This is a genomic window from Microcystis sp. M049S2, from assembly GCF_020245625.1.
Classification (GTDB): domain Bacteria; phylum Cyanobacteriota; class Cyanobacteriia; order Cyanobacteriales; family Microcystaceae; genus Microcystis; species Microcystis ichthyoblabe_A.
Genome location: NZ_JADBUN010000156.1, coordinates 22,823 through 48,009, shown reverse-complemented (window position 1 = coordinate 48,009; position 25,187 = coordinate 22,823). Strand labels below are relative to the sequence as shown.

Below are 25,187 nucleotides of genomic sequence, written 5' to 3'. Positions count from 1 at the left end.
TTAAATGTATCTGGATACACGCCACACAAGCGTTTGAACTCTGTTGGCTTTAAAGTTTTTACTTGTTCGTAAGTCATCTTTCAATCTTAACTCTTGGACTATTTTATCCTATTTTGTCTAGACTTATGCAAGAGATCTAATGACTTTTTCAGCAAGCCCTAATTATGAGTGGAATGCTAAGGGTGAATTAACCGCGGTAGAAGTCACGGAAAACGGCGAAACCGGACGCATTGAGTTTGAATATGATCATAATGGTATCCGAGTGGCGATTGATGTGGATGGTGAGGTGACTCGCTTCTTAATCGACAACAATCAACAGCAATACGCCCAAGTGATTGAGGAATATCAAACTAATGGTACAGTTAATAATACCTATACTCACGGTTGGGATTTAATCTCCCAAGATGACGGTGCAAATCGGATTTACTATCAAGTGGATGGTTTAGGTAGCACTCGTTTAATGACGGGTAATAATGGTTCTGTCATTGTAGAATATGATTATGATGCTTATGGTAATTTAACCCGTAAAGTCGGGGATGCGGAGAATAATTATCTGTTTGCGGGTGAGCAGTTTGATGATGCGGTAGATGGTTATTATTTACGAGCAAGGTATTATGATCCTAATACAGGGCGTTTTGCTTCCGTTGATCCCTTTGAGGGTTACAATAATCAACCGATAACCTTGCATGATTATTTATACGCTGGGGTTAATCCGGTAAATGCGATCGATCCTAGTGGGGAGGTGGCTTTAATAGAGTATGTTAAAATATTTACTTTGACAAGAGTAATTCCATTTTTATTACGTCCATCAAGTCCTTTTAGTCCATTGTATTTACCTTATTTCCCTGTAAGATTAGAAAAGCTTGGAGCAATTTTGAATGGACTAAATTTGCTTGAGTTTTTAAGTATGTTGTTTTAGATATTGTAGTGTGATCGCCGATATTGTAGTGCGATCGCCAATCTTGTAGATCTTGTAGGGTGCGTTAGGCGGCGATAATCTCTGTTAAAAAACCTCAATTAACAATCCGCCGTAACGCACCAACTTCATCATTAAATTGGTGCGTTACGCTTTGGCTAACGCACCCTACTGGACTGTTTCAGCTAAAATAGGGCAATAGATTTCGGCTTAAAGTCTTAGATTATAGAATTTATAGCATTTTTCTAATACACCAAATTAGCTGAAACAGTCCACTAGCTATGATACCTTGGGAGTATGACAACGACAAAATTTGAGAGTGCGCTGTTTAGGGGGAGATTGAACTAGAATTGAGTTTATGAACTTACAATTTGAGTGGGATAACCCCAAGGCAAAACTTAATCTCAAAAAGCATGGCATCAATTTTGAGGAAGCCAAGGCTGTTTTTCTAGAGCCTTTAGCCTACATTTTTGATGATGAGTGGCATTCGGTCGGTGAAAAACGAGAAATTATTATCGGACACGATGACAAGAATCGTCTTTTAGTAGTTTGTTTTACTGAAAGAAATCAAATGATTCGTATTATCAGCGCACGTTTAACAACCAAAAAAGAACGCCAAGACTATGAAAAATACACAGGATTCTGAAACCAAACAAAATTTACAAGATGACCTACTTCCTGAATATAATTTTGATTATACTAAGGCTCATCCTAATCGTTTTGCTTCTCAGGTAAATGAAATAAAAATAACTGTCACCTTAGAACCAGATGTCGCTAAAGTTTTCAAAAATTCTGAAGATGTAAACAAAGCACTGCGAGCTATCTTATCCGCTATCCCTGAAAAATAAGCCTGATCTTGTAGGTTGGGTTGACAACGGAAACCCAACATCATCCCCCGATTATTCTTCATGTTATGGGTTGGGTGGCACTTCGTTTAGCTCAAACTGCGTATGAGTATTAGCTGGAAAGAAGGATATCCCTTACCAAATGCAGATCAAGCCGAAATAGAATTGCGAAAGTTTACCGATTACTCATTGCAACCTAACAACCCTTAAAATCAAGGAAAATGGATGGGATTTGCCATGATAGGTTATTCTGTTGAAACTCAAGAAGACCGTCAAATTGCAACTCAAGATATAATTCAACAAATTCGTCAAATTTTACCTTATGCACCAGCCTATAAAAGCAAAAATAATCCCTATGGTATGAGATTAAAAGTTACAATTAGGATCAAAGGTTTTAATGGAGTGCAAGGAAATTGAATCACAATCTGGCAAATAGATCAAGGCAAAATTATTCCTAGATTAATTACAAACTGGTTAGAAGTTGACAGCTAAAGGAGCAAAACATAATGAAAGCAAAAATTAATGATTTGATTCAAACTTTAATAAATATAACCGCCGATTTTTCAGATTTAATTATTCCTAAAGGAACACTTGGTGCAATAGTTGAATGCTATCCTAATCCTGAAGCATACGCTATTGATTTAATGATTTCTAATCCTAAAGTCATTGGTGGTTTTACTTATGAAAATGTAATTTTATCTCCTGAACAATTTATTGTTATTTCTTCTCAATCAATATCAGTGCGATCGCCTGATCTTGTAGATTGGGTGATGGGTACTCAACCCAACATCATCCCCATGATGCTCTAATCTTGTGTCGTGATCTTGTGATATTTTGGTTGAGAGTGCGATGTTGAAGGCACTGCGTAGCAGCACGCTAATTCATAAATTATCGAATAATTCATAAATTATCAAAGGAGATTGTCATGAAAGGAGAATTCACCGCCATCATTGAAGCAGCAACAGAAGGGGGATACTGGGCGATTTGTCCTGAAGTCCTAGGTGCAAATGGTCAAGGAGAAACCATTGAAGAAGCCAAAGAAAGCTTAAAAAGTGCTATTCAACTAATTTTTGAAGATCGTTTAGCTGATATTCGTCGAGGACTACCGAAAGAGGCGATCGAGGAGACAATTTCCATTCCATGAAACGTCAAGAATTAGAAAAAAAGTTGCGGAAAGCTGGTTGTTATCTTAAGCGAGAGGGCGCTTCTCATTCTCTTTGGATTAACCCTCAAACTGGGGTGATTGAAGCTGTACCACGACATACAGAAATCAAAGAATTTTTAGCACAAAAAATTCTCAGAAACCTGAATGCTCAATAGTGCGATGCCGAAGGCACTGCCTAGCAGTACGCCGATCTTGTTGGGTGCGTGTTTGCGGCGATAATTTCTGATAAAAACTCAAATTAACAATCGGCGCCCCACGCACTAACTTTATTATTAAATTGGTGCGTTACGCTATCGAAAAGCTCACTCTACGAGTTAGTGCGCTCGCCTGTGGCTGGGGTTGAGGGTTGAATAGAGCAAATTATAAATTATTAAAGCAAAATCGATGGGAACCATTCCCTTAACTTTAGAACAGCTTATTTAAGCAGTACAACAATTGTCGCCTGAGGAACAAATTGCGATCGCCTGATCGGGTAGAGAACAGGGACGTATTGCCTAAGACGGATAACAGAAGGTAGGGGTAAGTCACGACTCCCTGATCACTAAATTTTGATAAGCTAAGAGACAGTTAATTATAATTTCGTCGTCAATCCTATGATTTTGCCAGGTAGTACCGTTCGAGTCACCAATCCCGATGATACCTACTATAAATTTGAAGGTTTAGCCCAGCGTTTAAGCGATGGGAAAGTGGCCGTTCTTTTTGAGGGGGGTAACTGGGATAAGTTAGTCACCTTTAATCTCTCGGAATTAGAAGAAGTAATTATTGCCCCGGCTAAAGGCAAAAAATAACCATGCGTCCACCCTTACCGCAATTGGCCACGGATAACCGCCATCCCGATCATATCGCCGAAGTTATCGAGACGACGACGACCGAGTTTTTGGCGCAATGTTTGGAACCAGAGGAGTTAAACTTCCCTTTTATGCCTGCTTTTGGTAGTTGGGTAAAAGCCTACGATGAAGAAACGGGTAATAAGATTTTTGGGATTGTCACCTTTGCCACCACTGCACCCATCGATTCGGTACATCGCGCTAGAGCTTTGGGGTTATCTTTGGCTGAATTGCGGGAACAACAGCCGCAGATTTTCGCTATGTTAAAAACGGAATTTCGGGCAACTATTGTCGGTTTTGAAACCTTACCCGGACAATTTAATGGCAATGGTGCCGGGCGAGGTTATATCTATCAATATATTCCTCCCCGGCCTCCACAAATTCATCAGGCAGTTTATCAATGTGAGTCGTTAGAAGTGGTTTATTTTAGTGAACAATTAGACTTTTTACGAATTTTATTACAGGTCAAGAATACTCCCGTGGAAGCTTTGGCAGCTGCTTCTATCCGTCAGATGTATCAATTGCGTCAAGCCGATCGACAATGGTTAGTGAATGTAGGCAGACAGTTAAGTGTTTTACTTAAAGATGATTATGATCGCTTGCGTTATATTCTCAGTCAAATTCATATTAGTCCTTAGATGATTCGGCTCTCTTGGCGCTCTTAGAGTGGTGGAAATCCCTTACTCCCTCTCTTTGTGTCCTTTGTCTCTTTGTGGTTAAGAAAAAAATCAGTAACCCTTGGCCATTCTCGGAAATGTCGGGAATGTTTCTAGATAAAATTCTCTACCCAGTGAATATAGGTCAAGTTTCTGTTTTTTTTGTTCTCTGGGTTGACTAGACAAAAAATGTCGATATAATAAATGGTTATGCGGTAACTCTCGCTGAATAAGGATAATGAGTATCAAGTTAAATATCGGGATATTATTTTTTGGGGTTTTCTTGTGGGGAGAGGCGGTTAAGGCACAGCTAGTTCCCACTAAGGGTTTATCTCCCTATGGTGAATATCGTCAAGAAATCCTCAATTTAGGTTGGAAGCCAAAACCAAGTGTTGTTCCAGATTATGTACCAGGTTGGCCAGAAATTATTTGTGGAAACAGATTATGTAGTGCTACCTTTATTTCTCCCAATGGGAAACAAATTTTAACTTTATCTGTTTGGTTTGATGTTAAGCCTGGATACATAAATTATTATGTGGCTCCAGATTTTGATATTGTTGAAGTTGAGCAATCAATCCAATAGACCTCGACCTAATTTAACTTAGTGCGATCACCAATCTCTTAGGTGGGGTACTCGGAACGAAACCCAACATCATTTTTAGCCTTGATTGTAAATTCTAGATAGTTTAATCGATCGCCCCTTAAGAAAATGGCAATACAAACAACCTTTGCAGAGATTTTAGAAGCAGCCGAGCAACTTCCCCTTGAAGATCAAGAAAATCTCATTCATATTTTACAGAATCGTCTTCGAGATCAAAAAAGAACAGAGTTGTTTAGAGATGTTCAAGAAGCTCAACAAGAATTTGCACAAGGTCAATGTCAACCCCTGACACCTGAACAAATCATGGAGGAAATTCTTTCGTGAATTTTGTTTTATTACGCTCCAATATATTTATTAGAAATGCTCGAAAAATTGTGAAAAAACAGGCTTTTTTAGCTCAAAATATCCAAGAAACTTTAGCTTTATTATCCGTAGATCCATTTCAACCTCGATTAAGAACACACAAATTAAAAGGGGAGCTTAAAGACTCTTATGCTTGTAGTGTGGGCTATGATTTAAGAATTGTCTTTAAATTCGTTGAATATGAGCAGAAACAGGCAATTCTTTTGGAGTCAATTGGGACTCACGATGAAGTTTATTAGTGCGGATGATTATTGCGCTCAGTTTGGAGAAACCGAAACAGAATCAAGATAAAAACCCCTAAGATGTTTCATTAACAGATATTTCAGCTTTTTTGAGCGCAATTTGCCATTCTAAGTCGGCTATTTCTCGATCGAGTTCGGCAATTTCACTATTAACTTGCTTTAAATCGGCGATAATTTCCTGTTTACTGCGTTTTCTACCGTAGATAGTCAGTTCATCCTCTTGTAATTTCTCAAGGATAGAGTCTAGGGAAGCGGTTAAATCGGCCGAGGGACTATCCATAATACCTAGACGCATCAATACCTGTACCGCTTTGACAACGTCTTGCTGATAGGCTTCTCTAGAGGGGTAATCTTGGGGTTTTTTGAGATTTAAAGCGTCAATGATATTCATATTCCATCTTATGAAGGTTAAATGCGAAACTGTGATTATGTCACATTTACATACCTCAAGTTTCTAATAAATTCCCTAACAGGGATTGCAATATCTTTTATTCTAGAGTAGAAATGCTCGACCGAGAAAATATTGATAGAGTATTGATAGGAGACTGGGAAAAATTCAACTTTAAGAGGATTGTCACTGATGACAGCAGTTACCGAGAATGATCTGAAAAGGTTAGAAGATTTAATCGTTAGCGGACAGAAAGCGATCGAATCCCGACTGACAGCGATCGAGTCCCGACTGACAAACCTAGAAAATGGACAGAAGGCGATCGAAAACAGTTTAGGAGAAATTAAAGGGGATATTAAGGCCTTAGATGCCAAAGTTACGCGACTAGAAAAGCGGGTTGACGATCTCAACGCACGAGTCAACATTACCACCATTGGATTCCTTAGCATTGTCGGCATTTTGGTGACAGGAATGCTGACTATTGCTGGTAAAACAGTCTTTTTCCCCTAGTCTCTAGAATAACTTATTCGATCTGCGCCACCCTGTCTAAGGGAGCATCGAGACTGGTAAGACGGCCTAAATAGGGTCTGCTGAAAAAGTTTTTCGGTGGGGGCAGGGTGTGGGGTGTGGGGTGTGGGGTGTGGGGTGTGGGGTTTTACTGGTTTTGAGGTGGCCAATTACCTAATTTTTAGGGAAAAAGTCCCGGAATTTTCCCCCTGATCACTCCCATACCTGGTACTTTTTGATTGACAAAAAGTCTAAAAGTTTTACCCAACAAGGTTTTTAGATTTATTCAGCAAACCCTAAATAAGTCGATATATGCTTCTGCTCGCTGTCTATCTTGGGGAGAAATCCCTGTGGCGTTCCTCCAGTGCGAAATCTGGGCTAAAAATTGGCCTAGTCAGGAAATCTTGATCTTAAATTCCCCAAAAATTGCGCTAGGATCGGCTTAATGGAACAGGAAAGGCGATCAAGTGGGATAACCGATCCTGTGGTTTGAGAACGTGGCTGTATAATTGTTAGAGTGTCAATAGATCAATTCCAGAGGAATCATGAGCAATATCCAAGATAAAATTCAAGAAGAGCTAGAAAACGCCAGAACCGTCTGTAGTACGGAAGGTGCCACCTCTGGCGAATGCGCCGCCGCTTGGGATGCGGTGGAAGAATTACAAGCAGAAGCAGCTCACCAACGTCAAGACCACCCCCAAAAAACCTACTTCGAAAAGTATTGTGATGATAATCCCGATGCCGCCGAGTGTCGCGTTTATGACGATTAATGGAGTCGGGCAGCGGTTTTTTCTCTCCTCACAGTAGAATCCTAGCTTTAGGGCGATCTCAGCTATAAAGAGATCGCCCCTCGTTTTTTTGTTTGTTGGTCAAGCTGTGGCCGATTTTGGCTCCCGCACCGGAAGACAGTAAAATGGTGACAGTGTAATTATGTCTAAATAGTTTATGAATCAACTTTGGTTTCGTCCTCTCGTTTGGATAGATTATCGTTTAGCCGTCCTATTTACGGTGATTATTCCGGCAATTTTGTTGATTTGGTCTTTATTTGCAAAAATCGAATCATTACAGAAATTGTTGATTATCTATTGGCGAGTGGCTAGTCTTTTATTAATTACTGTATATTTAATGATTGCTTCCTGGCCGATTGGTTTTGTCACCAGTTTTTTAGCTAAGATTTTAATCCCGATTTCTCTCTGGTTTTGGGTGGATATTAACGATGAAATTAAAGATTTACCCGCTAGTCCGATTAAATTTGTCACCACTGCTTGGCGTTGGGCAGTAACTATCTATTCTCCTCTGGGCGCGATTTCTACCTTACCTTTTCTCTCCTGTGCTATGTCAGGGGAATTGCTAAATTCTCCCTATTGTCAAGTTTGGCAGGAAGCACCTTGGCAGTTTCGCGAGATTTTTCATTCAGAAGCTACCGCTAATGTTTTGGGCTTTTTTGGTTTAGTTGGTCTCTCTTTTTATACTCTCTATTTTGCCCATTTTCTTCTTATTCGCCTTGGCAAACAGGGACGTTCAGCTTTACAACAGTAAGTCTTTAGCTATCGATAATTAGCCATTTTTCTATGAATATTGGTCAACAACTCGAACAATACACCCTCAAAAATCCCCAAGAGGTTTTATTAGTGACTATTGCTGTGGATGGGGAGGAGGAAGAAATCTCTATTTTTAAGGGTTTTTCTAGTTCTCTTACTCGCAGCACCCCCTACGATCCCGATATTCCGATCATTCCTGAAACGGCGACAATTATTAAGATAGATCGTCTTGCTAGTCCTTATCATCCCCTTAATCCTCGCTATATCCAAGAAAATCTTAGCTTAGAGGAAATGCAATTTTTACTGATTAATTGAACGGGTAATTTTGCTTGGATAATATCAGCACCCATCTCGATGGATTTAACAGCTTTTATTTACCTTCCACAAACCTTGTCTAGATAGACAAGAGGTAAATTTTGCGGCGTTTTATGGTAAAATTACCGGGGAACGATAATCTCTGCCAGCATTCAAGCTGTCAAAGTGGATTTCGTCCCCGGCATCGATCGAGAACAATCAAAAAACTGGAGAATAATCTGGAGAATCTATGCAGCTTAAACCATCTAAACAAGAACTATTACAAATTGAGTATTTAGCCACCGCTGCCACCGGTAAAAATATAGCTAAAGATCAGGGAAAAGATGTGATTGAAGGATTAACTAAAACCCCCAAAAGTTTACCATCTAAATATTTTTATGATCGGCAAGGTTCCCAACTTTTTGAAGAAATCTGTCAATTGCCAGAATACTATCCCACTAGGACAGAAGCGGCTATTCTCCAAGAATATGCTCAAGAAATTGTCGCCTATACCGGTCCCTGCGAATTGATAGAATTAGGTAGTGGTAGTTCCACTAAAACTCGTCTGTTATTGGACGCTTATTATCGGCAACAAAAATCCTCTAAATATGTACCTATCGATGTTAGTGAAACTATTCTCCAAGCTAGTGCCATAGAATTACAAAAAGAATATCCTAATTTACCGATTCAGGGGTTAATTGGAACCTATGAACAGGCCTTAGCTTATTATCAAAATGCTTCTGATAATACTAGAATGATTTTTTTCTTGGGAAGTTCGATCGGTAATTTTTCTGCGGCTGAATGTGACAAATTTTTAGGAAAAATTGGCACTGTTCTAAAAGCTGGAGATTATTTTTTATTGGGGATTGATCTCCAAAAACCGGTGGCAATTTTAGAAGCAGCTTATAATGATTCTCAAGGGGTGACGGCCGCTTTTAATTTAAATATGCTTTCCCATTTAAATTGGCGTTTTCAAGCTGATTTTAATCTTGATTTATTTAGTCATCAAGCTATCTATAATCAAGATAAATCTCAAATTGAAATGTATTTAATTTGTCAAAAAACTCACCCTGTTCACCTTAAAAAACTCGATTTAACAGTTAATTTTCAAGCATCGGAGAGTATTTTAACAGAAATCTCGCGTAAATTCAACCTAGAAACTATGCAAAAAGACCTAGAATCAAAGGGATTAAACCCGCTCAAGGTTTTCACCGATCCTGAAAATTTATTTGGGTTAATTCTCTGTCAGTTATCCCTGTAATTAACGAAAACATTATCATCAGTAATAGAGGCACAAAAACATGGAAAAGATTCAAGCACAGGCTCCTATCTCTCTAAGTAACTGTAGTCGAGAAAATATACTGGACTATTTTGAAAATGCTTGGCAATTAGAAGATATGCTGTTAAAAAGCATCATCAAAGAAGAAGCTTTTTATTGTAACCCTGACGATTTAAGAAATCCTCTCATCTTTTATTTAGGTCATGCTGCCGCTTTTTATCTGAATAAATTGCAGATGGTTAACCTATTAAAAAAAAGCCCTAATTCTGACTATGAATTATTGTTTGGAGTGGGAGTAGATCCGGCAACTTCTGAAGAATTAAACTCTGCTATCGCCCATATTCAGTGGCCCGGGGTGGCTAAGGTTTGGGAATATCGGCAACAAGTCTATGAAATTGTGGTTGAAATAATTAAAAATATCCCCCTTAATCTTCCTATTCATCCGCAGCATTCTCTCTGGTCATTAATGATGGGAATCGAGCATCAGCGTGTTCACTTTGAAACATCTTCAATGTTACTCAGACAACTGCCGTTAGACTGTCTGCAACGTCCTTCTGGTTGGCATTATGCCCCTTCTTTTGGTCAAGCTTATCCTAATCAAATGGTGGAGGTTTCTGGGGGAATAGTAGAAATTGGTAAACCCCAGGATTCTCCTGTTTATGGTTGGGACAACGAGTATGGTTATCGTCAAATTCAAGTTAACAATTTTCTGGTGAGTAAATATATGATTACCAACGGAGAATTTAAAGAATTTGTCCATAATGGTGGCTACGAAAATCCCAGTTATTGGGATGAGGAAGCTTGGCAATGGAAAAATCATTATCAAGTCAAGTATCCTAAATTTTGGCTGGTAGATGAGGGAGGAAATTATCAATATCGAGCCATGTTTGATGTTCTCGATTTACCTCTTGATTGGCCGGTAGAAGTGAACTATTATGAAGCGATCGCTTACTGTCGTTTTCAAGGTCAAGGAATACGTTTAATGACGGAAGCTGAGTGGAATTTAGTCACCTATGGCAGTCAAAAAAATCGATGTTATACCCTAGAAAACGATAAATTTGATGACTATAACCTCAATTTAAAATTCTGTTCTCCCACTCCCGTGGGAATGTTAAAAAATACGGGCAATAACTCAGAAATTTATGACTTACGCGGTAACGTCTGGGAATGGCTAGAAGATGATTTTAATCCCTTAACTGACTTTCAACCCCATTACCTCTATGCTGACAATTCCACTCCTTTCTTTAATAGTCAACATAAAATGATGTTAGGAGGAGCTTGGGTGACTAACGGCACAGAAATCCTACCCTACTATCGCAATTGGTTTCGCCGGAATTTTTATCAACACGCTGGTTTTAGAATCGCGCAAAGTCTTTAGGTGGGGTGTGGGGTGTGGGGTGTGGGGTGTAGGGTGTGGGGTTTTACCGATTTTGAGGGGGTCAATTACCTAATTTTCAGGGAAAAAGTGCCTAAAATTTCCCTATGATTACTCTAAGAGTCGGCACTTTTTGATGTCAAAAAAGCCTAAATATATTATCCAACAAGGTTTTTAGATTTATTCTGCAAACTTTAGGTAATTGCCAATTTTAAAAAAAATTCCTGTAACAGTTGCCCCTCGATCGCTACAATAGAACCTAGTAGAGCGCGGATAAAATCGATCGCCATGAATCAACCTGCAATTTTTCATCTCGCTATTCCGATTACCAATGTGTCCACCGCTAAAAGCTTCTACTGTGATGGTTTAGGTTGTTTAGCGGGAAGGGAAACCAAGAAAGCGATTATCTTAAATTTCTATGGTCATCAGGTAGTCGCTCACGTCACCGAAATGCCTATTACTCCCCAAAATAGCATTTATCCTCGCCATTTCGGTCTAATTCTGCCAGATGCCAGCGATTGGGACAATCTTCTCGCACAAGCACGAGTCAATCAACTAAAATTTTATCTAGAACCAAAAACTCGCTTTGCTGGGGAGATAACCGAACATAAAACCTTTTTCCTAGAGGATCCTTTCTATAATCTCCTCGAATTTAAACATTATCGCTACTATGAAGCTATTTTTGCCAGTCGGCAATTAACAGCGATCGGCGATCGAGCTTAAAATAAACAACAGGTGACTTTTTGTAATTGGTTAGTCCTATCTTCAACTGCGACAAAAACAGGGGAACTTCCCTCGGATTCTCTGATCGAAACTAAAAAAATCTTGGCTTGTAATGATCAATTCTTAGGAAATCTATGAAAAAAATTTTATTGTTAACCCTATTCATTATCGGTCTAGGATTTGCTCTCTTTAACTTTACTGGATTAGCAAATCGGGGCGAATATCAATCAATTTTGATCGACTTTAAGGACGATGTACCCGTCAGCGTCCTCGATGAGCAGTTAAATGCTATCAACAAAAAAGCGGGAAAAACCACCAGTTTAAATAGTATTTTTTCCATCGATGAACATCTTTACACCGTGGCAGGAGATAGCAAACTTCTGAAAACTCTCCGCAATTCCGACCTAAAAAAATACACTGAATCGATCGAACCCGATTATATTTATCATGCTTTTATCGCCCCTAACGACCCCGACTATAGCAAACAGTGGAACCTGCGAGGAATTAACATCGAACGCGCTTGGGAAGAAAATCACGGTGAAGGGATCACCGTCGCCGTTATTGATACAGGTGTATCAAAAGTTCCCGATCTGCGAGAAACCGAGTTTGTGGAAGGCTACGACTTCGTCAACGATCGCAGCAATGCCGAGGACGATAACGGTCACGGAACCCATGTAGCGGGAACAATTGCCCAATCGACCAATAATAACTACGGGGTGGCCGGCATCGCCTACAAAGCCAAAATTATGCCCCTCAAGGTGCTTTCCGGGACGGGCGGGGGAAGTGTGGGAGATATTGCCGAAGCGATCCGTTTTGCCGTCGATAATAAAGCCGATGTCATCAATATGAGTTTAGGGGGTGGAGGCGAAACCCAAGTAATGAAAGAGGCGATCGAATATGCCTATAGTAAAGGTGTGGTAATCGTCGCTGCTGCCGGTAATGCCGATGATAATTCCGCCGCCTATCCTGCCCGTTTTCCCCACGTTATCGGCGTTTCTGCGGTAGATGCCTCCGGAAATAAGGCCCCCTATTCTAATTTCGGAGCCGGAATCGATATTGCTGCCCCCGGCGGCTCCGATACGGGTAAAATTATCCAAGAAACCATCGATCCCGCTAAGGGGGGGGAACCGGCGTTCCTCGGTTTTCAGGGAACCAGCATGGCAGCCCCTCACGTTGCTGGGGTGGTAGCTTTAATCAAAGCTGCGGGAATTAAAGAACCCAGTGCAGTTTTAGAGGTTTTGCAACAGTCAGCCCGTAAGATCAATGATGATCCCTTTAATCATTTTGGGGCCGGACAATTAGACGCGGGCAATGCTCTACAATTGGCCCTAAAAGGACAGATTACTTTCCGGGATTTTTGGCGTTGGTTGCGCGATAACGGTTATCTCAACCCCCGTTTCTGGATTGATGGCGGCGCAGTGGCGGTTTTGCCCAAAATGGCCATGGTTTTGGGTTCTTATCTTCTTGCTTGGTGGCTAAGAAGTTATTTTCCCTTCTCCTGGAACGGATTTTTGAATGCTGGTCTAATTTTTGGCAGTTCTGGCTTATTTTTCCTCAGAGGTCTTTATATCTTCGATTTACCCCAATGGCCTTTCCGAGTCATGGGGAGTTCTCTTTCTGACCTAGGAGGCGTTATTCAGGGCAGTTCTGCCCTTAATCCGCTTTTTGCCAGTGTTATCCTGCCTTTTGTCCTGATTGCCCTGCTTTTAGGTCATCCCCGTGCAAAATGGTTGGCGGTGGGGGTTAGTTTAGCCATGGCGGTGAGTTTAGGTATCAGTGCCGTTATCGATCCTACTCTGATCTGGTTAGGTTCCGGTAGAATCGCTCAGGCATTTTTGGGCGTAAATGCGCTTTTATGTCTCGGTTTAGGTTATTTAGCCCTAAAAAGTGCTACTTCCTCCCGATACGCTTAAACAGGGGTTACAATGGGACAACAAAGGTGATTTACCGATAAAAACCTCTTTGGTTTTGGTATCTTCCTTTTGTTTTGCATTGAGTTCTCCTACAACAGCAGCCTCGGACATTAACCGAGGTTTTTTCTTTATGGTGTATCTTAGTTTCTAAGGGTTTTTTGGGAATCCTCAATGCCTATGCCGAAAGTTTTCGCCAATATCCCCTCGAATCATCGAGTTTATCTATTGTCTCTTGTCTAAGGTGTCTATCGTGTCAAATCATAAAATTCTCGTTATCGATGACAGTAAAGTGATTAGGATGCGCGTTCGCGATATGTTACCAGAGGGTAACTTTGAATTCCTCGAAGCTAAAGACGGATTAGAGGGCTATAATCTCATTCGTACCGAAAACCCAAATTTGATTATTTTGGACTTCCTTCTCCCAAAAATGAGCGGTTGGGAGGTGTTTCAGCAAATCCAAAGCGAAGATAATCTCAAAAGTATTCCCCTAGTGTTGATGTCGGGACGGAAAGAGGAGCTAGTAGAGAAAATACCCGAACCTTTCCAGTATTTTGCCTTTATTGAGAAGCCTTTCGACCAAAAACAATTGATACAAGCGATTAAAGAAGCGATAGCCAAGGCAAAACAGTATTCTCCCAAACCAAAAGTTTCTAGCCGGAAACTAGAGGAACTCACTGGGGATTATAGCACCGATATTCAGAATCTCCATGCCCAAATTGCCCAAATGCAAACAGAAATGGAAACTATCAAGAAACAAATGTCTCAATTAGTGGCTTTTATTAAGAAAAAACTGGACTAGAACTATTCATCCCGATCTTTGGTGACTTGGGCAAGCAGTAATCCTTATCCGGTGTCGCTAATCTCTGGCTAATCTCCTATCCCTTTTCAACAAGATTTAGTATAATATGAAGTGGTATTTATTTAGTGAGTGACTAAGAAGTTATTAATTCACTGATAACTAATTATGAATTGGCAAGAAATAGCAGGTAATTGGGTTTTTCTCCCCCGTCGTCCCCGGGGTATCATTCACTTTTTAGGTGGGGCATTTGTGGCGGCGGCCCCGAATATTACCTATCGTTGGTTATTAGAAAGCCTTGGTAATTCAGGATATGCTATTGTCGCTACTCCCTTTGTTAATACCCTCGATCACAAATCGATCGCCCGCACAGTTTTAAACCGTTTTGATAATATTATTGAACGTCTGCGCTGGAATCATAGTCTGCCCCAAGGTTATCTCCCCATCTACGGATTGGGTCACAGTATGGGGTGTAAACTGCATTTATTAATCGGTAGTCTCTACGAAGTGGAACGGGCGGGAAATATCCTCATTTCCTTTAATAATTATCCCATTCGTCGAGCTATTCCCTTTATCGAACCTTTACAAATTGACACCACTTTTAACCTCGAATTTACCCCTTCCCCCGAAGAAACAAACGAGTTAATTTTCCAAGATTATGCCATTCGTCGCAATCTTTTAATCCGTTTTCAAGACGACACGATCGATCAATCGCTGGTATTAAATCCCCTGCTAAAAAAACGTTTTAATGATTTAATTGCCCTGCGAACTCTCCCGGGTAATCATCTCACTCCCTTGAGTCAAGATGTCAGTTGGCAAACCGGAGAAGTATTTACTCCCCTCGATGCGATCGGCCAATGGTTAAAACAGGGACTTGCCCGGGATAATTCCCGTCTCAAAGATGAGATTCTCCACTGGTTAAATCCCGTCCTTCCCGCCTCTCGTTAGCTTTCCTCTAGATTAATCCCCAGGGCCTGTAATTGCGCCTCTAAGCGGGCTAATTTTGCCTCAGCTAATTCGGCCCGTTGGCGTTCCTGTTGGGCTCGTTGTTCGGCTAATTCCGCTTTTTGCTTGATTTCTAGGGTGGTCAAAAACCGCGAGCCATCGGGATAAAAAATAGCTAACTGGGGACTCTCCAGTTGAAAACGAATCTGTAGAAGCGGACTCTGCCAATTATCGATCGCGGCAATCATCTCCAATTGATCACCCCTGCGCCACCAACCCTGTAGATAATTAGCATCGGGATCGTAGAGATAATATTCTTCTACGCCAAAACGCTGATAAAATTGCCATTTTCGGCGCATTTCCGCTTTAGTGTTGCCCGGAGAGAGAATTTCAAAGACTACCTGCGGCGCAATCTGGTTTTCTAACCATTGCTTATAGGAACCTCGATCGCCCTTGGGTCTGCCAAACACCACCATAGCATCCGGCGCTTGACAGATTTTATTATCCCCCTCGACCGGATACCACAACAGATCGCCGGCGATAAACACATTGTCATTGTCTGCGAATAAACATTCGAGATTTTCCTTAATCGTCACAATCCAGCGAAACTGTTTGGTATTATCGGCCATCGGTTTACCATCACTATCGGCATAGATAATCTCCGACTCAGAGAAAGATTGGGCTTTTACCATCGTTCTACTCCCTAGCGTACTAACTATTTAGTATAACATTAAATTCCCTGACGAAAGAGGGCAAAGGCCGAGGTATAACCGTGTAAAAAAGTGCGACCGGCCACCGGCCCGATTTCTCCATTGCCAAAGAAACCGGCGAGGGGAACATTGGCGAAATAACGCTGAAAAAGACCCGAATCAAAGTCCGGTTTTTCGTAGAGATTTTCCCCGCGACCGAGACAGGAAAAGATTAAAGCCCCTAGTACCTCTGAGCTATTAGGTTTGTCTCGGGGAAAAGCTTGCAGAAGTAATTCTAAATCTAGGGCGGAAGTGTCGGCATCACGCAGGTGAAATTGTACCCGCTGCCCCGGACGAACTCGATCGCCAATTGCGATCGCACCTTGGCGAGGATCTACTCCCAAAACACTGCGAATTAAGAAATCCCCAGCCCGCAACTGCATTTTAAACTCATCCCTAGCAATACCGATAAAAAGGGAGTTTTGCACTAATTCTCGGTCTTTTTCGCTTAAGGAGGGGATTAAATCCCGCAGTAGGTTTAAAGGTGGTTGCGGAGTCCCATCGGCCCCTTTACCGGTCATGGAGATGATAATATTGCGTTCTCCCTCACTCACCTGATAAATCGGTCCAATGGGACGACAACCCTGGGCGACGATAGTTTCGACGATAATATTGCCAGAAAGGGCGATTCCTACGGTTCCCTGACGATAGAGATAGCTATTACGGGGTTTTTGTTGATCGTGGTAGAATAGACCCCCAGAACGTTCGATCATGCCACCACTGACTAAACCGCCGATTTTGGCCGAACCAGGGTAGGCAAAATCCAAACCCTCTAACAGATCATTGATGCGACTGGAAAAAGGATCGGCTAAAAGGATAAATTGGGGATTTTTGGCCGCTTCTACCCCTAATAATTCTGTCCAACTAGAGGGGGAACTGTCGAGATCGGGCATTTCCGCCGCTTCAATATAGAAGGGCTGCACTTCCACATTAGGCAAATGGGCGACGGTGAGACTTAAAGCCGGACTCGCTTCGATTTCTCGCGCTTTTTCCCTCTCACCCATACCGACAATCCCCGCCCCACCGCAGCCGATCAGCACAGGAACAGGGAGTTTATCCAAGATTAAGGGAACTAAACGGGGATAGTCGCTGGCATAGGCAGAAGAAATAAAAATTATGGCTAGATCTGCCGATCCAACTAACTTATCTGTCACTTTTTCCACTACTTCCGTCACCGCCGCTTCTAGGGAGGGACGGGTTGACAGGGCATTAATCCACTCGATGCGATCGCTCATGTTTCTTGACCCCAAATTTGGTCTCAATGGTCAAAGATGATCATCTTAACAATAAATTAACCTAAAAATCCTATCCGCGCCCCTAGATGGCGCAATAAATTGTAGAATTGTCATGACGTGAGCCAATAAGGCCGCAAGGGATTGTCAGTTATTTTAATCATATTTAATCTTAAAATAGAGAATTGTCCCCGCTAAGATAAAAGTAACAAAATTAGCAATAATAATCGGTTTACTGTTCATATAAAGGCCGTAGATGAGCCAAAGAAAAACCCCCAGACAAAAGCAAATAAACATAGTTAAGGACAAGTCCTTAGCCGAACGATAACGCCAAGTTTTAATCACTTGGGGTAAAAAGGAGACAGTGGTTAATATTCCCGCCACGATCCCGATTAGTTCAATAATATTCACCGATTATCCTCTTGGCTCAGTTTCTCTCATTTTAAACTGTTGACTATCTAAATTACTGGTTAAGACGGATCTCTCGACATCATCGGGTAAAGTGTTGGTAAATGTGACATTTTTTCCCATTGTTTCTATTGAGCGACTACTATCACCGAAGTGCCGATTTTTACCTTTTCAAATAAAGCTTTTATATCTCGATCGCGCATCCTGACGCAACCGTGGGAGACGGCCCAGCCGATGAGATTTTCTTGGGGTGTACCGTGAAAACCGATAAAATTCGCGCCATCGGTCCAAAATCCAATCCAACGAGCCCCTAAGGGGTTGTTTTTTCCCGATGGCACCAGTTGACCAGTGAAAGGATGTTCCCAGACTGGTTCCCGCACCATCTGAATCACCCTAAATTGTCCCGTCGGGGTTTCCCAACCCGGACGACCGATCGCCACTGGGTAAGAAGCGATCATTTTCTGTCCTTGGTAAACAAAAACCCGTCTTTTTTTTAAATTTAGCAGCAAACGGGTTTCCGTTCGAGTTACCGTGGTTGCGGGAAAGGAATTGACGGGACTAATGGGGGGATTGAGGAAAAATTCCCCTATTCCTAGACATAAACACAGAATTGGCAGAAAAACTCGCATCTGATACCAGCAAAGTCAAGATTTTTTATCCGTATTCTAATCTGATTGTGAAGATGTCAAACCAAAGTCAATAGGATGATCCCGAGGGGGAAGGATAAAATCGCCGTCGAGTTGGGCTAATTCGGTTACACTAATCCATAGCTAGAATATTAAGTTTTGTAACTATGACCGCCGCTATTGCTCTCGATCGCGTTTCTAAAATCTATAATAATCTCCCAGTAGTTAACGAGCTTTCCTTTGCCATCGAAAAAGGGGAAATCTTTGGTTTGCTCGGTCCCAACGGTGCGGGAAAATCGACGACAATCCGCATGATTATCACTCTAACCGAAGCAAGTCAAGGAGAAATCGAAGTGGCGGGGTATAATGTCAAAAAATACCGCGATCAGGTGAAGAAAAATATTGGGGTAGTCTTACAACAGATTAGCGTTGATGGGGAATTAACCGTCTGGGAAAATATGGAATTTCACGGACGGATGCACCATATCCCCAATCCCCAGAGACAGGAATTAATCGATCGCTATTTAGATTATGTCAGTTTAAGCGATCGAAAATCTACCCTTGCCAAAACTCTTTCCGGAGGGATGAAACGACGTTTACAGATTGCTCGCGCTCTTCTTCACGAACCAAAAATCCTCTTTCTCGATGAACCGACTGTCGGTTTAGATCCCCAAAATCGTCGTCGTTTGTGGGAAGTAATTCGCGATTTAAACCAGCAAGGAATGACAATTTTGTTAACCACTCACTACATGGAAGAAGTGGAATTTCTCTGTCAGGATAACGCCGCAGGAAAACCGGGCAGAATTGGCATTATGGATGCGGGCAAATTAATCGAATTAGGAACTCTAACGGATTTTCGTGCTAAGTATGGCGAGGGTTTAGTTATCAAACAAGTTGGCGATAAAATCGATTATAAATTCTTCCCCACTGTGGCCGATGCTAACTCTTATCTGGACACTTTGAGTGATAAAACTGGAGTAATGTGCCGCCCTTCCAACCTAGAAGATATCTTTGTGGAACTGACGGGACATCAATTAGATTAAATTCTTGGTTTGGCTATTAGGAAGTTGTTCAGTTATCGGTTTTTGACTCCGGTTTTTCTGAGATTAGCTGTGTTTAAATCGGCATTTCTTGGCTTTGATCTGGTGTCAATTTTATGGGGCAACCTGATAAGCTAAGACACATTTTAACTGCCTATCCTTAGATTAGCTGAATTTCCCCCAATCCCTTTACTGTTGCCCCTTGCCTGTTGCCTCTTGCCTCATCTCAACAAGCAATTTAAATACTTAACAGCTTAGAGTCTAGGTCAATTAGCTGAGGCTGTCTCTAAAAACCGAATTCAACCCTAAAAAAAGAGGCTTTTAGCAATTTTTAAGCTTTTTGAGCCAGATAAATCGACCAAGAAGGGAACTTTTTCTGGAGAGGGAGAGTCGTCGGGGACTGGATAAAAACTAGAGTACTCCCTCGATCGATAGACAAAATTGACGGTAATCGTTTAGAATAAGGCACTGAATACTGACGAGATGACAATTATCCCTATGACCGATCTCCAAGCAAAAACTAGATGGTCAACAGCGCGGCGATATTACGAATTGCTTAGTGTTTTAGTGGAACGTAATCTCAAGGGACGCTATCGGGGTTCTTTTCTGGGGGTTTACTGGTCCTTGTTAAATCCCCTGATTATGACGGCACTATACACGGCAATTTTCGGCACGGTTTTCGCCTCTTATTTTGATAATTCTATAGTTAACTATGTCCTAGCGGCTTTCACTGGTTTAGTAGTAATAAATTTTTTTAATGCTTCCACTAACCAAGCTTTACCTAGTATCGTTGGTAATGGCAGTATTTTAAATAAAATTCGTCTGCCAGTTAGCATCTTTCCCCTTTCGATGGTAGTGGCAAATATTTTTCAATTTGCTATTAGTATCTTTCCCCTTTTGGCCATAGTAACTCTCTGGAAGTCTCAAAGTTTACTTAATGTAATTGCTCTGATTTTTCCCGTGATCGGTCTTTCTCTAGTTTGCACGGGAGTGGGTTTTTTTGTCAGTACCCTCTACGTTTTCTTCAGAGACTTACCCTATTTTTACGAAATTGTTTGTTTTGTCGCTTGGATTAGCAGCCCGATTTTCTATCCTCCAGAAATTATTCCTCCCTCCGTACAACCATTCCTGATATTAAACCCATTATTACCAGTAATTGAAAGTATTCGCCAATTGTCCCTTTCCCCCGGATTACCAGATTTTGGTTTGATTTTTCAATCTCTACTCGGTGGGATCATTATCTTAGGAATTGGTTGGACTTGCTTCCGACTATGGCGACATTTATTTATGGATTTATTATAAATGACAGAAGTAATTCGACTCGATCAAGTGTCTCTCGAAAGACGCACTCAAGAAGAATTTTCCTACGATCTAAAAAGGACAATCTTCTCTCTTCTTGAAGGCAAATATCGTCAACCTGCCAAAAAATTAGTTCTAGATGATATAGATTTAGTCATTAATTCTGGAGCAAAATTAGGTATCATTGGAGCTAATGGCGCAGGAAAATCTACTCTCCTAAAAGTTATTTGTGGTATTCTAGAACCGACAAAAGGACAGGTGAGAGTCAGGGGACAAATTGCTTCTCTAATTGAATTAGGAGCGGGTTTTGATCCAGATTTACCAGTAATAGATAATATTATTCTCTATGGGGTAATGCTGGGATTTTCTCGTCAGGAAATGAAGGAAAAAACCAAAGATATCCTTGACTTTGCTGAGTTAGAAGAATACATGGGAGCACCGGTGAAATCTCTTTCTTCTGGGATGGTGGCTCGTTTGGGATTTGCGATCGCCACAGAGGTTCATCCCGATATTCTTATTCTTGATGAAGTCCTTTCCGTCGGGGATGAAAGTTTTAAAAATAAGTGTAAACGACGTTTAAAAAAATTCTGGAATTCTAACGCTACTATTTTAGTAGTTTCCCACGATTTGACTTTAATTCAAGAGTCTTGTGATCAAGCAATTTGGCTGAATAAAGGCCAGCTGCAATGTCAGGGTGCATCGGAAGATGTAATCAAGTTTTATTTGGATTCCGTGCATCAAAATGAAGTTAATTTTGGCTCTACCGAACCTGTCATGTAAAACTATTAACAACTTGTGCTTGTAAAGCTTGTATACTAAGGCTTTGAGTTTTTTTTAGATTGATATTTATCAACTTTAGAGCATTGCTGGGCAGAGCGGGAGCTTGAGGAATTTTCTACAGTGTAAGTTCGGAAGAACCTTAATTTTTAATTAAGTAGGTAATCTCAATTAATTTATCTACGTTTGGTCCTCTTGGGTTTGGTGGGTAAAATGTATTATAGGGTACATTCCTGCTGGCGGTCGCAACGCGCTCGCTACGCGAGACCAACTGGAACGAACCACAAAGACCCAAAGGACACAAAGATTGATCGCTTCTAGATAATCTAAACTTATCACACAAAGAATAAGAGAGGCTACGTTTTACTTAGTCGAAAACGCTGTAAAAAAATAAAAAACCTCGGTGTCCAGCCGAGGTAGCGCTAAGTTATGTAGGAGAACTCAAGCAAATCTGTCAATGGGGTAAACCCAAACCCCGAAAACTTTTTTAAGCTAGTAGGCCAAGCTTTTTGCTGTTATCTCGGACTCAAGGAATCATCTTCTGTCCTATACTCTTCGAGACAATCTGAACTGGCTTGGTGTCTTGGCTGTTTTGCTTTAACTTTTAGTTCATGTAAATAAATGTAACAATATTTTTACAAATTGTAAAGAAGGATTGACAAAATAAAACTTATATGAGTTATAAGCTGAGTTAATATTTTTCGCCGATCGAAGCTAGGGAGGTAATATATAGGGAGATTGGTTCACTAGCGTGACAAGGTGTACCCAGAATGTCCTATTTGTTTTTGTTGCCACTGTTCACCGCTGCCTTGGCTGCCTATTTCTGGCAGAAGTCCAGCGATGAGATCGCTTATCTCGCCAGTGCTGCCACGGTAATTAGTTTAGTGTTGAGTCTGGTTTTAGCTCCTTGGCAGATTCAGCTATTAATTCTCTTGACAGTTGTGATTGTCGTCACCTTTTTATGGCAAGGACGAGAAGAGCAGAAGAATGTCCCCGTCCCCACTCCAGAAACCGCCGGCGAGAAAAAGTATCGTGGGGTCACCTATATGGAGCCAACAGTCGCCGAGGCTCCTGTCAAGGAGCGGGGGGGTAAATATCGCGGTGCGGAGGTTAAAATCACCAATAATCCCACGGTGGCTAACCCAATTCGCTCCTCATCTCTCAAATATCGCGGTGCTGGTTCGACAAACAAGGACCAGTAAGTGAGTTATCAGTTATCAGTTATCAGTTATCAGTTATCAGTTATCAGTTATCAGCTTCTGAAGGCAAAAGGCAAAAGAAAGAATCTGGCAATTCTCTTACCTAAAAAGAAGGTTAGAAACTAAGCACATCAAAGCTTTTGGCTTAACCAATTAGGTATTAGATTCGGTCGAGTTATCAGATTTGAGTTTTAAGTTCACTGATTGGGTGCATCTTATATTTGTGATTTTGGTGAGCAGCAGAAGTTATTAAAAGAGGGCGAATGCAATTCGCCCCTACAATAATATTATTGAGATGCCCCCACTTCCTACTTCCCACTTATCTACTGGTCTTGAATATAAGGCTGATTATTCTTGAGACAGTTGTATGCCTTTTGTAACTCGATTCCCAGATAACCGATATGTTCGGGAATAATTGCGGGATTGGTAGCGGCAAGCTCGCGGATTAATTTGAGGGGATTTTTGCCTTGATAACAGGCGACAATTTCCCCACTGCCGGGGGTAGTTTGTTGGACGAGAATTTGTTCTTTTTCCACGGAAATCAAAAAGTTACCGCTAGGGTCAAAAAAATCGCGCTGATTGACAATTTTATCGTACTGGGTGGCGATTAATCGTTCGACATTCTCCCAAGTATCATCGTATATATGGGCCGATTGGCTAATAGTAATTAATGGACCAATTGATAAATTGTAGTCAGAGTGGTTGCTAATCTCATCCCTAATATGTTGCTGTAAAGCACGCAATCCCATGGCATTTGCCGGCCAAGCGGCAAACATATCATTACTTCTAAATATTGCGGTGAGAGATAATTCATTTTCCACCACTCGCACCCAAATATGATTTAAACAGGGACTACCTCCCTTTTCGTGGTCTTTCACATCCCAGAGGGACATAACTGCACTAGCTGCGTCAATTTCTGAGATTAATTTATTGATAACCTGTGCAATTTGATCCCGGCCAAACCAAGAGCGCAATCTTTGACCATAGGTGTATTTAACTCCTTGGTGTATAGGGGAATCATCGAGAATTTGTCCGATATATTCGGTGAGAAAAGGTCTATCTATAGGCAAATAATTAGGTTCGGGAAAATAAAAGTCTGGGGGTTCATCGGTGACGACGGCCATTAGGTCAATTAATTCTTGCCATTTACCATCATATCCTGTGGGTCTAATTGTGCCGGTGGTTTTAATCTTTTGGAGAATTTTTACCCAAGTTTCGGCAATAGTTTTGCCTTCAATGCGATGACCGTATCTTGTCCCGGGTAGCAAAGAAGGAAGATTTTCTAAGATGGGAAAGATTAAGGGTTCTCCCCAAGTTGGTAAGGGAGATTGTTCTGCATAACTTTTGACAATTTCAATCGCTTCTGGGATGGATTTAACCAGTTGATATTGAATCGATTGACGTAATTTTTCGAGGGTTTCTCGGTCAATTTCTTTGTCAATGTATCCCGTGATAGGAGAATTAATTAGCCAACATTCTCTACCTGTGTCACTTTTGCCTAACTGAAATCCTTGACTAAAAAAGTCTAGCAAACACTGACAGCTACCGGAGTTTTTATCTTCCTTAGTAGCGTTGAGAATAACTAAGTATCTAACGTGGGGATTTGCGATTAAGTTTCTCAGCAGGGGACTAATTCCTCTGGTGGGACTATAAAGATTACCAATTACTGCATATTGGTCGGGATTTAAATGTTTAGCAAGGGACTGTTTTACTGTCCATCCCGTGATAATTGCCGTTTGGCCGTGACCACAGATTAATTGATTAGGTTTATAGTGGGGTTGGTAGGTGAATTTTGTTAGTGAGCTTGTCGAACTAGGGGTGGTTTCTATACTGAGCATGGATTTAAATTAATCGGTCAAGATAATTAATAATATTTTGGTGAAGGTGTTCTATTGTATCATTGCCATCCAGTTGTAAACAATTATCTTTATATTTTTTAAATATCTGGAGAAACATCTGACGAACTTTCATTAACTTTTCTTGTTTTTCGTACACTTCTGTGATGGCTCGGTTTTTAATTCTTGCCAGAGAAATATCGGGAAGAACATCGATATAAATGACTAAATCGGGATTGGGAAAATGTTGATTTAACTGCCGAATAAAAGCCAATTCTTCGGGATTATTGCCATTGTAGGCCAGGGAAGAAAAATAATAACGCGTAGTGATAACGTGGGTTTGTTCTTGCTGAATAAGTTTAAAAACACCATCGTGATCATTATATAAGTGATAATGGCGATCAGCTGCAAACAGATAAGCCATTTGTCGGTCAAATTGATTTTTATCTTGGATAGAAATAAGATTAGTTTGCATTATTTCTCGAATCAAACGACCGATGACTCCCTCGGAAGGTTCCGGACTTAAAACTGCTTTTTCCCCTCGCTTGAAAAAATATTCTTGTAGGAGTTTTGCTTGGGTACTTGTTCCAGATCCGTCAATACCTTCAAAGACAATAAATTTCGGTTTCATAATTTAATCTTCTTT

33 protein-coding genes are annotated in these 25,187 nt (G+C 41.0%); 26 read left to right on the top strand and 7 right to left on the bottom strand.

What is annotated here, in order from left to right:
* The first annotated feature begins 139 nt into the window (after nt 1-139).
* The 12 genes from IM496_RS13960 to IM496_RS13905 all read left to right on the top strand — a co-directional run bounded on the left by IM496_RS13960 (nt 140) and on the right by IM496_RS13905 (nt 5,612).
* On the top strand, nt 140-919 hold the full coding sequence (locus IM496_RS13960) for an RHS repeat-associated core domain-containing protein (protein WP_287662255.1): 780 nt from the start codon (nt 140-142) through the stop codon (nt 917-919).
* Between the two features lie 355 nt (nt 920-1,274).
* Nucleotides 1,275-1,562: a BrnT family toxin gene (locus IM496_RS13955; RefSeq protein ID WP_287662254.1), complete on the top strand. Its 288-nt coding sequence runs from the start codon at nt 1,275-1,277 to the stop codon at nt 1,560-1,562.
* A complete protein-coding gene (locus IM496_RS13950; RefSeq protein WP_002782285.1) occupies nt 1,540-1,764 on the top strand; it encodes a hypothetical protein in 225 nt (74 codons plus the stop codon). The genes IM496_RS13955 and IM496_RS13950 overlap by 23 nt, the downstream gene beginning before the upstream one ends.
* A 222-nt stretch (nt 1,765-1,986) precedes the next feature.
* On the top strand, nt 1,987-2,178 hold the full coding sequence (locus tag IM496_RS13945; protein WP_228009468.1) for a hypothetical protein: 192 nt from the start codon (nt 1,987-1,989) through the stop codon (nt 2,176-2,178).
* 89 nt (nt 2,179-2,267) lie between these two features.
* A complete protein-coding gene (locus tag IM496_RS13940) occupies nt 2,268-2,570 on the top strand; it encodes a hypothetical protein (protein WP_194013634.1) in 303 nt (100 codons plus the stop codon).
* A 116-nt stretch (nt 2,571-2,686) separates the two neighbouring features.
* On the top strand, nt 2,687-2,905 hold the full coding sequence (locus tag IM496_RS13935; RefSeq protein ID WP_004163690.1) for a type II toxin-antitoxin system HicB family antitoxin: 219 nt from the start codon (nt 2,687-2,689) through the stop codon (nt 2,903-2,905).
* Nucleotides 2,902-3,081 (top strand): type II toxin-antitoxin system HicA family toxin, encoded by a 180-nt coding sequence (locus IM496_RS13930; RefSeq protein ID WP_002782277.1) that lies wholly within the window; start codon nt 2,902-2,904, stop codon nt 3,079-3,081. The genes IM496_RS13935 and IM496_RS13930 overlap by 4 nt, the downstream gene beginning before the upstream one ends.
* A 438-nt stretch (nt 3,082-3,519) precedes the next feature.
* A complete protein-coding gene (locus tag IM496_RS13925) occupies nt 3,520-3,714 on the top strand; it encodes an NAD(P)H dehydrogenase subunit NdhS (RefSeq protein ID WP_002759298.1) in 195 nt (64 codons plus the stop codon).
* 2 nt (nt 3,715-3,716) lie between these two features.
* Nucleotides 3,717-4,391, top strand: a complete 675-nt coding sequence (locus IM496_RS13920; protein WP_002759297.1) for an HAS-barrel domain-containing protein — start codon at nt 3,717-3,719, stop codon at nt 4,389-4,391.
* A 256-nt stretch (nt 4,392-4,647) separates the two neighbouring features.
* The gene (locus IM496_RS13915) at nt 4,648-4,992 is read left to right on the top strand and encodes a hypothetical protein (protein ID WP_104397709.1); all 345 of its coding nucleotides are present in this window, start codon (nt 4,648-4,650) and stop codon (nt 4,990-4,992) included.
* Nucleotides 4,993-5,118: 126 nt separating this feature from the next.
* Nucleotides 5,119-5,334 carry a hypothetical protein gene (locus tag IM496_RS13910; protein ID WP_002782275.1) on the top strand — a complete coding sequence of 72 codons (216 nt, stop codon included), beginning with the start codon at nt 5,119-5,121 and terminating at the stop codon, nt 5,332-5,334.
* Nucleotides 5,331-5,612 carry a type II toxin-antitoxin system RelE/ParE family toxin gene (locus tag IM496_RS13905; protein WP_008207104.1) on the top strand — a complete coding sequence of 94 codons (282 nt, stop codon included), beginning with the start codon at nt 5,331-5,333 and terminating at the stop codon, nt 5,610-5,612. The genes IM496_RS13910 and IM496_RS13905 overlap by 4 nt, the downstream gene beginning before the upstream one ends.
* Before the next feature lie 58 nt (nt 5,613-5,670).
* Here IM496_RS13905 and IM496_RS13900 read toward each other — a convergent pair whose 3' ends face one another.
* Nucleotides 5,671-6,006 carry a hypothetical protein gene (locus IM496_RS13900; RefSeq protein ID WP_104397707.1) on the bottom strand — a complete coding sequence of 112 codons (336 nt, stop codon included), beginning with the start codon at nt 6,004-6,006 and terminating at the stop codon, nt 5,671-5,673.
* Between the two features lie 189 nt (nt 6,007-6,195).
* On the opposite strand from IM496_RS13900, the gene IM496_RS13895 reads away from it, so the two are divergent.
* The 10 genes from IM496_RS13895 to IM496_RS13850 all read left to right on the top strand — a co-directional run bounded on the left by IM496_RS13895 (nt 6,196) and on the right by IM496_RS13850 (nt 15,379).
* The gene (locus IM496_RS13895) at nt 6,196-6,513 is read left to right on the top strand and encodes a DUF4164 domain-containing protein (protein ID WP_194013626.1); all 318 of its coding nucleotides are present in this window, start codon (nt 6,196-6,198) and stop codon (nt 6,511-6,513) included.
* A 542-nt stretch (nt 6,514-7,055) separates the two neighbouring features.
* A complete protein-coding gene (locus IM496_RS13890) occupies nt 7,056-7,280 on the top strand; it encodes a Calvin cycle protein CP12 (RefSeq protein ID WP_002792997.1) in 225 nt (74 codons plus the stop codon).
* A 175-nt stretch (nt 7,281-7,455) separates the two neighbouring features.
* On the top strand, nt 7,456-8,049 hold the full coding sequence (locus tag IM496_RS13885; RefSeq protein ID WP_002740183.1) for a DUF3177 family protein: 594 nt from the start codon (nt 7,456-7,458) through the stop codon (nt 8,047-8,049).
* Between the two features lie 32 nt (nt 8,050-8,081).
* Nucleotides 8,082-8,366, top strand: coding sequence for a DUF7734 family protein (locus tag IM496_RS13880; protein ID WP_002743915.1), 285 nt, complete (start codon nt 8,082-8,084; stop codon nt 8,364-8,366).
* 229 nt (nt 8,367-8,595) lie between these two features.
* Nucleotides 8,596-9,606 (top strand): L-histidine N(alpha)-methyltransferase, encoded by a 1,011-nt coding sequence (egtD, locus tag IM496_RS13875; protein ID WP_287662251.1) that lies wholly within the window; start codon nt 8,596-8,598, stop codon nt 9,604-9,606.
* Nucleotides 9,607-9,646: 40 nt separating this feature from the next.
* The gene (ovoA, locus tag IM496_RS13870) at nt 9,647-11,002 is read left to right on the top strand and encodes a 5-histidylcysteine sulfoxide synthase (protein WP_287662250.1); all 1,356 of its coding nucleotides are present in this window, start codon (nt 9,647-9,649) and stop codon (nt 11,000-11,002) included.
* 285 nt (nt 11,003-11,287) lie between these two features.
* Nucleotides 11,288-11,722 (top strand): VOC family protein, encoded by a 435-nt coding sequence (locus tag IM496_RS13865; protein WP_287662249.1) that lies wholly within the window; start codon nt 11,288-11,290, stop codon nt 11,720-11,722.
* 134 nt (nt 11,723-11,856) lie between these two features.
* On the top strand, nt 11,857-13,635 hold the full coding sequence (locus tag IM496_RS13860) for a S8 family peptidase (RefSeq protein ID WP_287662247.1): 1,779 nt from the start codon (nt 11,857-11,859) through the stop codon (nt 13,633-13,635).
* Between the two features lie 250 nt (nt 13,636-13,885).
* Nucleotides 13,886-14,434, top strand: a complete 549-nt coding sequence (locus tag IM496_RS13855; protein ID WP_194016700.1) for a response regulator — start codon at nt 13,886-13,888, stop codon at nt 14,432-14,434.
* Between the two features lie 165 nt (nt 14,435-14,599).
* A complete protein-coding gene (locus IM496_RS13850) occupies nt 14,600-15,379 on the top strand; it encodes a DUF1350 family protein (RefSeq protein ID WP_004162891.1) in 780 nt (259 codons plus the stop codon).
* Here the strand turns inward: IM496_RS13850 and IM496_RS13845 are convergent.
* The 4 genes from IM496_RS13845 to IM496_RS13830 all read right to left on the bottom strand — a co-directional run bounded on the left by IM496_RS13845 (nt 15,376) and on the right by IM496_RS13830 (nt 18,394).
* Complete coding sequence (locus tag IM496_RS13845) at nt 15,376-16,068, bottom strand: Uma2 family endonuclease (RefSeq protein ID WP_287662246.1); 693 nt, start codon at nt 16,066-16,068, stop codon at nt 15,376-15,378. The genes IM496_RS13850 and IM496_RS13845 overlap by 4 nt on opposite strands.
* 38 nt (nt 16,069-16,106) lie before the next feature.
* Complete coding sequence (locus IM496_RS13840; protein ID WP_194016696.1) at nt 16,107-17,360, bottom strand: FIST signal transduction protein; 1,254 nt, start codon at nt 17,358-17,360, stop codon at nt 16,107-16,109.
* Nucleotides 17,361-17,513: 153 nt separating this feature from the next.
* Complete coding sequence (locus IM496_RS13835; protein WP_002739519.1) at nt 17,514-17,768, bottom strand: SemiSWEET transporter; 255 nt, start codon at nt 17,766-17,768, stop codon at nt 17,514-17,516.
* Nucleotides 17,769-17,893: 125 nt separating this feature from the next.
* Complete coding sequence (locus IM496_RS13830) at nt 17,894-18,394, bottom strand: L,D-transpeptidase (protein ID WP_287662245.1); 501 nt, start codon at nt 18,392-18,394, stop codon at nt 17,894-17,896.
* A 164-nt stretch (nt 18,395-18,558) separates the two neighbouring features.
* On the opposite strand from IM496_RS13830, the gene IM496_RS13825 reads away from it, so the two are divergent.
* From IM496_RS13825 to IM496_RS13810, 4 genes are all read left to right on the top strand, one after another.
* Nucleotides 18,559-19,434 carry an ABC transporter ATP-binding protein gene (locus IM496_RS13825; RefSeq protein ID WP_194016692.1) on the top strand — a complete coding sequence of 292 codons (876 nt, stop codon included), beginning with the start codon at nt 18,559-18,561 and terminating at the stop codon, nt 19,432-19,434.
* Nucleotides 19,435-19,929: 495 nt separating this feature from the next.
* Nucleotides 19,930-20,733 carry an ABC transporter permease gene (locus IM496_RS13820; RefSeq protein ID WP_287662244.1) on the top strand — a complete coding sequence of 268 codons (804 nt, stop codon included), beginning with the start codon at nt 19,930-19,932 and terminating at the stop codon, nt 20,731-20,733.
* Nucleotides 20,734-21,510 carry an ABC transporter ATP-binding protein gene (locus IM496_RS13815; RefSeq protein ID WP_287662243.1) on the top strand — a complete coding sequence of 259 codons (777 nt, stop codon included), beginning with the start codon at nt 20,734-20,736 and terminating at the stop codon, nt 21,508-21,510. It abuts the gene before it with no gap.
* A gap of 767 nt (nt 21,511-22,277) precedes the next feature.
* Complete coding sequence (locus IM496_RS13810) at nt 22,278-22,709, top strand: DUF4278 domain-containing protein (RefSeq protein ID WP_271938316.1); 432 nt, start codon at nt 22,278-22,280, stop codon at nt 22,707-22,709.
* Between the two features lie 320 nt (nt 22,710-23,029).
* Here the strand turns inward: IM496_RS13810 and IM496_RS13805 are convergent, their stop codons facing one another.
* On the bottom strand, nt 23,030-24,544 hold the full coding sequence (locus IM496_RS13805) for a thymidylate synthase (RefSeq protein WP_287662242.1): 1,515 nt from the start codon (nt 24,542-24,544) through the stop codon (nt 23,030-23,032).
* A 4-nt stretch (nt 24,545-24,548) separates the two neighbouring features.
* The gene (tmk, locus tag IM496_RS13800; RefSeq protein ID WP_287662241.1) at nt 24,549-25,172 is read right to left on the bottom strand and encodes a dTMP kinase; all 624 of its coding nucleotides are present in this window, start codon (nt 25,170-25,172) and stop codon (nt 24,549-24,551) included.
* Between the last annotated feature and the right edge of the window lie 15 nt (nt 25,173-25,187).

Coding starts and splice junctions, on each gene's coding strand:
- IM496_RS13900 (WP_104397707.1), bottom strand. CDS start 6,006: ATGAATATCATTGACGCTTTAAATCTCAAAAAACCCCAAGATTACCCC.
- IM496_RS13915 (WP_104397709.1), top strand. CDS start 4,648: ATGAGTATCAAGTTAAATATCGGGATATTATTTTTTGGGGTTTTCTTG.
- IM496_RS13845 (WP_287662246.1), bottom strand. CDS start 16,068: ATGGTAAAAGCCCAATCTTTCTCTGAGTCGGAGATTATCTATGCCGAT.
- IM496_RS13910 (WP_002782275.1), top strand. CDS start 5,119: ATGGCAATACAAACAACCTTTGCAGAGATTTTAGAAGCAGCCGAGCAA.
- egtD (WP_287662251.1), top strand. CDS start 8,596: ATGCAGCTTAAACCATCTAAACAAGAACTATTACAAATTGAGTATTTA.
- IM496_RS13940 (WP_194013634.1), top strand. CDS start 2,268: ATGAAAGCAAAAATTAATGATTTGATTCAAACTTTAATAAATATAACC.
- IM496_RS13885 (WP_002740183.1), top strand. CDS start 7,456: ATGAATCAACTTTGGTTTCGTCCTCTCGTTTGGATAGATTATCGTTTA.
- IM496_RS13805 (WP_287662242.1), bottom strand. CDS start 24,544: ATGCTCAGTATAGAAACCACCCCTAGTTCGACAAGCTCACTAACAAAA.
- IM496_RS13850 (WP_004162891.1), top strand. CDS start 14,600: ATGAATTGGCAAGAAATAGCAGGTAATTGGGTTTTTCTCCCCCGTCGT.
- IM496_RS13960 (WP_287662255.1), top strand. CDS start 140: ATGACTTTTTCAGCAAGCCCTAATTATGAGTGGAATGCTAAGGGTGAA.
- IM496_RS13825 (WP_194016692.1), top strand. CDS start 18,559: ATGACCGCCGCTATTGCTCTCGATCGCGTTTCTAAAATCTATAATAAT.
- IM496_RS13865 (WP_287662249.1), top strand. CDS start 11,288: ATGAATCAACCTGCAATTTTTCATCTCGCTATTCCGATTACCAATGTG.
- IM496_RS13815 (WP_287662243.1), top strand. CDS start 20,734: ATGACAGAAGTAATTCGACTCGATCAAGTGTCTCTCGAAAGACGCACT.
- IM496_RS13860 (WP_287662247.1), top strand. CDS start 11,857: ATGAAAAAAATTTTATTGTTAACCCTATTCATTATCGGTCTAGGATTT.
- IM496_RS13935 (WP_004163690.1), top strand. CDS start 2,687: ATGAAAGGAGAATTCACCGCCATCATTGAAGCAGCAACAGAAGGGGGA.
- IM496_RS13840 (WP_194016696.1), bottom strand. CDS start 17,360: ATGAGCGATCGCATCGAGTGGATTAATGCCCTGTCAACCCGTCCCTCC.
- IM496_RS13925 (WP_002759298.1), top strand. CDS start 3,520: ATGATTTTGCCAGGTAGTACCGTTCGAGTCACCAATCCCGATGATACC.
- IM496_RS13920 (WP_002759297.1), top strand. CDS start 3,717: ATGCGTCCACCCTTACCGCAATTGGCCACGGATAACCGCCATCCCGAT.
- IM496_RS13880 (WP_002743915.1), top strand. CDS start 8,082: ATGAATATTGGTCAACAACTCGAACAATACACCCTCAAAAATCCCCAA.
- IM496_RS13810 (WP_271938316.1), top strand. CDS start 22,278: ATGTCCTATTTGTTTTTGTTGCCACTGTTCACCGCTGCCTTGGCTGCC.
- IM496_RS13820 (WP_287662244.1), top strand. CDS start 19,930: ATGACCGATCTCCAAGCAAAAACTAGATGGTCAACAGCGCGGCGATAT.
- IM496_RS13955 (WP_287662254.1), top strand. CDS start 1,275: ATGAACTTACAATTTGAGTGGGATAACCCCAAGGCAAAACTTAATCTC.
- ovoA (WP_287662250.1), top strand. CDS start 9,647: ATGGAAAAGATTCAAGCACAGGCTCCTATCTCTCTAAGTAACTGTAGT.
- IM496_RS13830 (WP_287662245.1), bottom strand. CDS start 18,394: ATGCGAGTTTTTCTGCCAATTCTGTGTTTATGTCTAGGAATAGGGGAA.
- IM496_RS13945 (WP_228009468.1), top strand. CDS start 1,987: ATGGGATTTGCCATGATAGGTTATTCTGTTGAAACTCAAGAAGACCGT.
- tmk (WP_287662241.1), bottom strand. CDS start 25,172: ATGAAACCGAAATTTATTGTCTTTGAAGGTATTGACGGATCTGGAACA.
- IM496_RS13950 (WP_002782285.1), top strand. CDS start 1,540: ATGAAAAATACACAGGATTCTGAAACCAAACAAAATTTACAAGATGAC.
- IM496_RS13895 (WP_194013626.1), top strand. CDS start 6,196: ATGACAGCAGTTACCGAGAATGATCTGAAAAGGTTAGAAGATTTAATC.
- IM496_RS13890 (WP_002792997.1), top strand. CDS start 7,056: ATGAGCAATATCCAAGATAAAATTCAAGAAGAGCTAGAAAACGCCAGA.
- IM496_RS13930 (WP_002782277.1), top strand. CDS start 2,902: ATGAAACGTCAAGAATTAGAAAAAAAGTTGCGGAAAGCTGGTTGTTAT.